The organism is Mesorhizobium sp. M2C.T.Ca.TU.002.02.1.1 (genome assembly GCF_003997225.1).
Window position 1 is genome coordinate 1 of sequence record NZ_RZTO01000167.1, and the last position, 9,408, is coordinate 9,408.

5 protein-coding genes are annotated in these 9,408 nt (G+C 61.8%); all 5 read left to right on the forward strand.

Annotated elements, in window-relative coordinates:
- Window positions 1–1,909: hypothetical protein (locus EOD07_RS37610; RefSeq protein ID WP_164772189.1), on the forward strand; the 1,909-nt coding region annotated here is incomplete at its 5' end.
- Window positions 1,910–1,950: 41 nt separating this feature from the next.
- A complete protein-coding gene (locus EOD07_RS11775) occupies window positions 1,951–3,825 on the forward strand; it encodes an efflux RND transporter periplasmic adaptor subunit (protein ID WP_164772190.1) in 1,875 nt (624 codons plus the stop codon).
- Between the two features lie 225 nt (window positions 3,826–4,050).
- Complete coding sequence (locus EOD07_RS11780) at window positions 4,051–5,982, forward strand: peptidase M50 (RefSeq protein ID WP_245470057.1); 1,932 nt, start codon at window positions 4,051–4,053, stop codon at window positions 5,980–5,982.
- Between the two features lie 417 nt (window positions 5,983–6,399).
- A complete protein-coding gene (locus EOD07_RS11785; RefSeq protein ID WP_127235575.1) occupies window positions 6,400–7,230 on the forward strand; it encodes a SapC family protein in 831 nt (276 codons plus the stop codon).
- 95 nt (window positions 7,231–7,325) lie between these two features.
- Window positions 7,326–9,284, forward strand: a complete 1,959-nt coding sequence (locus EOD07_RS11790) for a prepilin peptidase (RefSeq protein ID WP_245470058.1) — start codon at window positions 7,326–7,328, stop codon at window positions 9,282–9,284.
- The last annotated feature ends 124 nt before the right edge of the window (window positions 9,285–9,408 follow it).

Below are 9,408 nucleotides of genomic sequence, written 5' to 3' on the forward strand. Positions count from 1 at the left end.
CTCCGGAACTGATCAGGCGGCGGCGGTGTTCTATGCCGACCAGTATCTGCCTGTCTATTTCGAGGTTTCGGCGAAGATCACGGCGGACAAGCCGCTCGCTGGCTGGAAGGCGAACACCTACATCATCTTCGACTACCAGTCGCCGACGGACTTCAAGTATGCCGGCATCAACGTCGCGAACAACCAGATTGAAATGGGCTACCGCGACGCGAGCGGCTGGCACCAGCTCGTCAAGTCGAACAAGCCCGTCCAGTTGAAGGCGGGTACGGCTTACGACGTGCTCGTCGCGGTCAATGGCACGAACGTGACCGTGTCGGTGGCCGGCGTGAACCAGTTCAGCTACACCTTCGCGCCGCGCATCGAGAATGGCGAGCCGCAGGGGCTGAACAAGGGCATGGTCGGCGTCGGCAACCAGGGGGCCAAGGGCACGGTCGACAACTTCACCCTGCAGATACTGCCGCCCGAACTGACGCTCGACTACACCGATCAGTTCGACAACGCGCAGGGACGCTTCCCGCTTGCCGCGACCGCAGGCTGGACGTTCAGCAATGGCAGGCTGATAGCCAATGGCGGGGCCGCCGCGAATACGTTCAAGCTCGGCACGTCGCTGGCGGCGGACTCGTATCTGGAAGTCGAAACCAAGCTGTCGACCGCCACGAGCGGCGGCATCGTTTTCGACCGCTACGCGGCGAACGACTACAAGTTCGTCACGCTGGACGTCGTCAATGACAAGGTGGTGGTCGGCCATGTCAGCCCGAAGGGTGGCGTGACGATCGACGCGAGCTTCACCAAGGTTCTCGACGCAAATGTCGACTATTCACTGCGGCTCATCTTCAAGGGCGCGTCGGTCAGCATCCAGGTCAATGGAGGTCTCGTCGGCACTTATGGATACAATTCGGTGCTGGTGGACGGCCAGATCGGCCTGATGACCGGCAGCGGCGCGACCTCGTTCGACCGCTTCCAGCTGCGTACGAACGATCTGTTCTTCAACACTGCCTCCAGCCTGATGGCGGCCTCGTCCGGCACGGCCGTGAACGCGGTGAACCTGACGGCCGGGGCGCCGGTCAATGCCCTGTTTGCTCAGGCGGTCACGGTATTGAAGGCGAGCGGACGTTTCGACGACGAGCAGATTGCATCGCTATCCGACATCACCATTGACATTGTCCAACTCGACGGCCGCACCCTCGGACGCTACGAGAACGGTACGGTGTTCCTGGATGCCGATGCCGCTGGCAATGGCTGGTTCGTCGACCTGACGCCGGTAACCGCCGAGGAATTCACCTGGCGCGATGGCAAGCTGGTTGCTGTTAGCGGCGGCGCGGCCGATGGCCGTATCGACCTTCTCTCGGTGCTGATCCATGAGCTTGGCCACGGTCTTGGCCTCACCCATGACGACGGTGTCTCCGGCGGCTTGGGCACGGTGATGGGTGAGGTGCTGGCAGTCGGCGAGCGGCGTCTGCCCCCTGTCGATGCCGATGCCGGCCTCAGCGTCACCGTCTTCTTCGACGAAGGGCTTGGCGGTTTCGTCAGCGGCTCGGCAGGCGGGAACGAGGAGAGGGCGGCAAGCATTGAACTGCCTCTTCCTGTCGCGACCGTGTCGACTGGCAGGACAGCCTCGTCAAATGGCGGCAAGTCGTCCGACGGCGGCGCGACAGGCTTCTTCGACGAGCGGAGCGGTGTGTTCGTGGAGGCGTCGGAGTTCGAGCTGATGCGGTTCGCCAAGATCGGCGGCAACAGTGCGAACGACGCCTATGTGGTTGTCGAAGAGAACAACGACAACCATCGAGAGGCCACTCCTGCGTCGTCTCGCCATGGTGACGATGCCATCGAGGACCTTAGCGGCATGATCGAGTGGGAGGCCCGTACCGGCCTGCTGCAAAGACTGGCCGGGCTGTTCAGCAGGTCGTAGAACGCGAGTAAAAACGAGGGTATGCCCGGCGAATGAATGAAATGCTGAAGGGCCCGACGCCGGGCCAGGCGGGTTCAGCTTCAGGAACGGTGAGCTTCGCCGTTCTTGACCAGGCCCTGTGGCAGAAGTTTCGCAACGCCGCAGGGCCAGAGGAATTCGTGGAAGCGTGGCTGGCGCTTCTTTGCCGGCAAGTTCCAGGTGTGGTGGCCGGTGTGGCCGTGCTTGGCGAGCCGGATGTCGGTCCATTCACTCCGGTGGCATGGTGGCCTGACAAGGATGTGGTCGGCATCAGCCTCTCGGCCATAGCCGAGAAGTCGCTTGCCCAGCGTCAGGGTGCCGTCACCAGCGGTGGCGGTCCGGATGGAGCGCAGGCGGTTCGGCAGATTGCCCAACCTCTCATCGTCGACGGGCGGATCTACGGCGTGTGCGCGGTCTCCTCCATAGGGGATGAGATCGGCGCCGGCGAGACGCTGCGTCGCATGCAGTGGGCCGCGGGCTGGATGGAAGTCCTGCTGCGGCGCCAGATGCAGGCCGACGACCAAGAAGCGCGCGAGCGCAGTCGCATCGCCTTCGACATGCTGGCGACCGTGCTCGACAACAATGGCATCACCGCCGCAAGCACGGCACTGGTCACCGAGCTTGCCCTCAGGCTCGATTGCGACCCGGTCAGCGTCGGCTTTGTCCGGCATCGCCGCTGTTCTGTAGCGGCTGTCTCCCATGCGGCGGATTTCTCGAAGAAGATCAACCTGATAAAGGACATCGCGGCGGCGATGGACGAGGCTGTCGACCAGCGCAGCATCGTGCTTCATCCTGCGAGGGAAGGCTGGGAATACCGCGTCAGCCGCGAGCACGAAGAGCTTGCCAGGGAACACAAGACCGGTGGCGTGCTCACCGTGCCGCTGCAGTTCGACCACCGATCGATCGGCGCTATCACCTTCATCAAACCGGCAGGACGGGAGTTCGACGAGGCTGAGGTCGATCTATGCGATGCGGTGGCGGCTGTCGTCGGGCCGGTGCTCGAGGAAAAGCGCCGCAACGATCGCAACATCTTCGTCAAGATATGGGAAGCCTCCGCCAGACAGGTCGAGCGGTTGCTTGGGCCCCGCTACTTCGGCCGCAAGCTCGCCACACTCTGTTTTGCCGCTGTAGCGGTCTGGCTCAGCCTGGCCACCGCGGACCACGCCGTTACGTCGCCAGCCATCGTCAGGGGCACGATCCAAAGAACGATCGTGGCGCCATTCAACGGCTATGTGGCCAGCGAAAACGTGCGTGCCGGCGAGACGGTGAGGAAAGGTGACACGCTCGCCCAGCTCGACGACCAGGATCTTTCCTTCGAGCGGTTGAGGCTCTCCACTTCACGCCAGCAGCGGATGACCGAATACGACCGCGCGCTCGCCAAGTATGATCGCGCGGAAGCGGCGATCATCAAGACCCAAATCGAACAGGCGGAGGCGCAACTGAAGCTCATCGACGAGCAACTGAGGCGCACCCGTCTCGTCGCGCCCTTCGACGGTTTCGTGGTCCAGGGCGACCTGAGCCAGTCGATCGGGGCTGCCGTCGAAAGGGGGCAGGAATTGTTCCGGATCGCGCCCCTCGACACGTACCGCGTTGTCATCGATGTCGACGAGAGCGACATCGGCGACATCGCGCTCAACCAGGCGGGCGTGCTGCGCGTGGCCTCCCTGCCGCAGGAACCCATGAGCTACCGCGTCGAGCGGATCACCGCGCTTTCCATGCAGAAGGACGGCCGGAACTTCTTCCAAGTGGAAGCTGCCCTTGATCACCCGAGCCCGCGGCTCAGGCCGGGCATGGAGGGTATCGCAAAGACGGCGATCGACCGGCGCCTGCTCGTGACGAGCTATGCCGGCAAGATGGTAGACTGGGCCTACCTCGTCCTGTGGCGTTGGCTGCCTTAGGTTGAGCCGATGGAACAGTCCTACCTCAGCTCATCCTGGTATCGGGTCTCCGGCCTGAAGCTCAGGCTGCGCGGTCACGCCCGCATCCACAGGGCGATCTTTCGCGGCCAGCTATGGTATGTGCTGCAAGACAGAACGTCCGGCCGCTTCCACCGGTTCACGCCCGAAACCTGGTTCATCATCAGCCTGCTCGACGGCAGGCGGACGATCCAGGAAATCTGGGACATGGCCTGCGCGCAACTCGAGGACAAGGTGATGACTCAAGACGAGGTCATCCACCTTCTCGGACAACTGCACACGACTGACGTGCTGTTCGGCGACGTGCCGCCCGACATCGGAGAACTCGCCGATCGGGGTAAGAAGCAGCGTGACCGCAAGCTCATCATGAGCTTCATGAATCCGCTTGCCTTGCGCTTCGGCCTGATCGACCCCGACAAGTTTCTGCAGGCGACCTTGCCGCTGATTAGGCCGCTGTTCTCTTGGGTCGGGGCGCTCGGTTTCTGCCTCCTGTTCGGCTATGCATTGGTGCTTGCCGGGGTGCATTGGAGGGCGCTCACCAAGGACGTCACCGATCGCGTGCTGTCGGCGGAGAACCTGATCCTGCTGCTCATCGCCTTTCCGATGATCAAGGCGGTGCATGAGCTGGGCCATGCCTATGCGGTAAAGCGGTGGGGCGGCACGGTCCACGAAATCGGTGTGATGCTGCTCGTCTTCATGCCGGTGCCTTACGTCGATGCGTCCGACAGCCTCGCCTTCCAGAACAAATGGCACAGAGCTATTGTCGGCGGCGCGGGAATAATGGTCGAAATCGTACTCGCCGCGCTAGCGCTGATTGTCTGGGTCAACGCGGAGCCTGGGCTGGTTCGGGCCTTCGCCTTCAACGTGATGCTGATCGGCGGCGTGTCGACGCTTGTCTTCAATGGCAATCCGCTGCTCAAGTTCGACGGCTATTACGTGCTCTCCGACATCATCGAGATTCCGAATCTCGCCAGTCGCGCCAATGCTTATCTCGGCTATCTGGTTCAGCGCTACGCTTTCCGGATACGCTCGGCCACTTCTCCCGTCACGGCGTCGGGGGAGGCGGGCTGGCTCTTCTTCTATGGGTTCGCCGCGTTTTTTTACCGGCTTACCATCACGGCGGCGATCGTCACCTTCGTCAGCCGGCAGTTCTTCATAGTAGGAACGCTTATCGCCGTGTGGGCGGTCATACTGATGCTTGGCGTGCCGGTCGCGAAGGGGATTTGGTTCCTGTTGGTCAACCCGGCACTCCGACACAATCGTGGCCGCGCCTTCGGTGTGGTTGCAGGCACGATCGCCGCGCTTGCTGTGGTATTGTTTCTGGTGCCGTTGCCGCATTCAACGATCGCGCAGGGAATCGTCTGGTTGCCCGGCAACGGCATCGTCAATGTCGGGGCCGATGGCGTCGTGACGGAGATTTTGGCCGCCCCCGACAGCGAGGTGGCGCAGGGCATGCCCCTGGTCAGGCTGGAGGATCCGCTGCTTGCAGCCAAGGTCGAGTTGCTGACGATCCGCGTCCGGGAACTGAAGGTGAGGCTGGCCAAGCAGGATATAGCCGATGAAGCCAATTCCCTCATTGTCAAAGAAGAACTGCGGCTGGCAGAGGCCGATCTTGCCCTGGCCGCGGACAGGCAGAAATCGCTTACTGTACGCAGCCAGGCTTCCGGGACCTTCATACTGCCAGGCGCGACCGACCTTGTCGGACGCTTCCTGCATCGCGGCGAGACGGTGGGCTACGTCGCCGAGTTCGACCATCCGCTGATCCGGGTCGTCGTGCCGGAGGACGAGGCGGATCTGGTGCGCAGCCACACCCGAGATGTCAGCGTAAGACTCGTCGGCGATATGTGGCGGGCCATTCCGGCCCGCATGATCCGCGAAGTGCCGGCATTGAGCGACTCGCTGCCTAGCGCCGCCTTGAGCACTGTGGGCGGCGGCACGATCTCGCTTGATCCCACCGATCCAAAGCAGCGTCGCGTGGTCGCCAATCTCCTTCATCTCGACTTGCGCCTGGATGAGGATAGGACAATTCCGCGCATTGGCAGCCGTGTCTACGTGCGTTTCTCATACGGAGCGGAACCGCTTGCAGGACGTCTCTATCGAGGTGTTAGGCAGGTATTTCTGCGTGTTTTTCAGATATAAATTTAGGAAAATTCGTATAACTCAGGTTTAACAAGCAGTGTATTGAATTTGTTGCGATATTCCTTGGACGACGATGCGATTATGCGGCTCGCCGGAACGATCATGCTTGAATAACGGTCAGTAGAGCCGGCTAAAGATATAGCGCAGGCCTCTGTGCGCAGATAAACCATAGTCCCTTTTGTAGGTCAGACCTTTGTCTGATGGCATTGCGACCAATTACTGCAAAATACATCGCCCATTTGGATGCCATCCAGGTGTTAACGATTAATCGTATTCTTTCGAAAATCTGACTAGACATCAAAGCCATGACGGTGTTCTCTGGTCATGCGGGGGAAGCCGGGCGGCGGAAATAAGTAAATCTCATTTTGGGCTGCGGATGGCGTCAGGATTCTCCTTGGATTCACAAGGGAGTGTTTCATGACCACACAATTGCTTTTCTATCAGAATGCAACGCCGGTCAGTGCCGAGCGCCACAAGGACCTCGCCGTGAAGGCAGGGGTAAGCTATCGTTTCGCCAGCAGCGTCAATTCCGTACCGCTCACCGCCGTCGAGTTTGCGCAGGCGGCGGCGGAGTATCCGATTGTCTTCGCCGGCGCCGACGATGCGGTCATGCCTGTCGTGGTGCTCGGTGCCCAGCAAACCGAGAACCTGTTCATCAACGACGAGGGTGCCTGGCAAGGTAAATACATACCGGCCTTCGTCCGCCGCTATCCTTTCGTCTTCTCCACCGACAAGTCAGGCAAGACGTTCATCCTGCACATCGATGAGAGCTTCGAAGGCTGCAACCGGGAAGGGCGCGGAGAGCGCCTGTTCGACAATGACGGCCAGCAGACGCAATATCTGAAGGGCGTTCTGAGTTTCCTACAGGATTACCAAGGGCGCTTCCAGCGGACCAAGGAGTATTGCGACAAGTTGAAGGCGCTCGACCTTCTGCAGCCCATGCAAGCCCAGTTCAACCTCAACAGCGGCGAGCGACGGTCGCTTTCGGGCTTCATGACGGTTAACCGGGAAAAGCTGAAGGCGTTGCCCGATGCAGATCTGCTCGCCATGTTCCGCAACGACGAACTCGAGTGCACGTATCTGCATCTCTATTCGCTTCGCCATTTCGGTGACATGATCGAGCGTATCGCCACGAGGGGTGCGGCGTCCGAAATCGCGGCCGAGCCTATCGAAATAAGCAAGGAGGCATCACGGCATCCGCCCAGGACGGCTAGCCGCAACGCCAAAGGCGGGGAAGCCTCGGCATAGCCTGCCGCCATGCGAATACGAAATTGCCGATCGCCAGGGAGCGGGGTAGCAGACACCGCTCCTGGGCCGTTGCTCAGCCTGCGGAGTAAAGTCGGGTGAGCGAGCAAGCGCAAATGTGGTCACTGCCGCCCCTCGAACGGTATGCGGAACGGGCTGACCCGAAACAGCACTGGCTGGATTCAATCGAGGCGGTCGTCACGGCCGCCCCGAGCGCTTTTCTTAGGCGGCTGTGGCGATCGCGGATCGGAAAGTTGGTCGGCGGCGTTGCCGCGCTGGAGCCGGAATTCAAGCTGGCGTCGGATGCGCGTCTGGCGGCGCGCGCTCGCGAGATACGGGCCAAGATGCGTCGTGACGGGCTGGACGAGCAGCTTGTCGTTACCCTCTTTGCGCTGGTGAGGGAGGTTTCCCGCAGAACCGTCGGGCTGCGGCACCACGACGTCCAGGTTCTCGCTGGTCTTTCAATGATCGGGGGAGCCGTGGTCGAGATGGACACGGGCGAAGGCAAAACGGTGACTGTCGCGTTGCCGGCGGCGGCCGCCGCCTTTGCCGGGATGCCTGTGCATGTTGTGACGGTGAACGAATATCTCGCGGAGCGCGATCATAGGGCGTTGTCGCCGATCTTCAGTTTTCTGGGCCTTTCCACCGGCGTCGTCACCAACGGGCTGTCGCCAGCGGAGAAGGCTGCCATTTATGCCCGCGACATCGTCTACGCCAGCAACAAGGACATCGCGTTTGACTATCTGCGCGATCGCATCGCGCTCGGCATCCGGCCGAATTTCCTCCGTACGAAGCTCAGAGAATTCGCTGGTGATGCTGATGCCAGCCAGCGTGTGACAATGCGCGGGCTGCATTTCGCCATCGTCGACGAGGCCGACAGCGTGCTCGTCGACGAAGCGCGCACCCCGCTGATCATCTCAAGGGAGACCGACGCCAGCGAGGAACGGGAGTGGGCGCAACAGGCCTTCCGGATGATCGAGGACCTGGAGCCGGACCTCCACTACAGAATGCGGGCCGAGGAGCGGCGGATCGAGCTAACCGATGCCGGACGAGCTCGCCTCGAGGACAAAGGTCGGGCCGTGGGCGGCATCTGGCTGAATCGCATCCGGCGCGAGGAAGGAGCCCGCCAGGCGCTGTCGGCGACGCACATCTTCCGGAAAGGCGAGCACTATCTCGTCCAGGACGGCAAGGTGCAGATCGTCGATGAATACACCGGCAGGATCATGCCCGACCGGTCCTGGAGCGACGGGTTGCACCAACTGATCGAATTCAAGGAGGCATGCGAGACAACAAGCCGAAAGCTGCCGATGGCTCGCATGACCTATCAACGCTTCTTTCGACGCTATCTTACGCTGTGCGGTATGACCGGGACCGCTCGTGAAGTAACGAGTGAACTGTGGTCGGTCTACCGGCTCGGCGTCGTTCGCATTCCGCCGAACGTGCCATCGAAGCGTCGAGATCTCGGCGCCACCATCTGCGCCAATCAGGACGAGAAGTGGCGCTGCATCGTCGAACGTGTGAGGACGTTACACTTGAGCGGCCGGCCGGTGCTGATCGGCACGCGCTCCGTGCTCGCCTCCAATCAGCTCAGCCGCTCTCTGATGGAGGCAGGGCTCGAACACGAAGTCCTCAACGCGGAGAACGTCGCGCGCGAGGCCGGCATCATCGCCGAGGCTGGACGCCGCGGCCGCATCACCGTGGCCACCAACATGGCTGGCCGCGGCGTCGATATCGCCGTCGACCCCGATCTTCTCGACGATGGCGGCCTCCATGTCATATTGAGCGAATTGCACGATGCGGGTCGCATAGACCGCCAGATGCAAGGGCGAACCGCGAGGCGCGGCGAGCCGGGCACAACCGAGACGGTCCTTTCCATGGAGGACCCGCTGCTCGAGCTCTTGCCGGCGCGCCTGCCACGATCGCCGCAATTCGGTCGGGTGCTTTTTCATCTGGCCCAGCGTCGCGCAGAGCGGGCTCACAGGCGGGACCGCAAGAATCTGCTGGCGCAGGACGGGCGGCTGGGTGTGCTCCTGGCGTTCTCGGGGGGGAAAGAGTGATGTCGACAAGGTCGTCGGTTCGGCGAGTGAGGCTCACCGCGACGAAGGCTCCTCGCCCCTGCCGATCTTCCAACAGCGAAGGAATGGAAACCGGTGGATTGGCTCGGGCAGTGGCGTGGCGGGT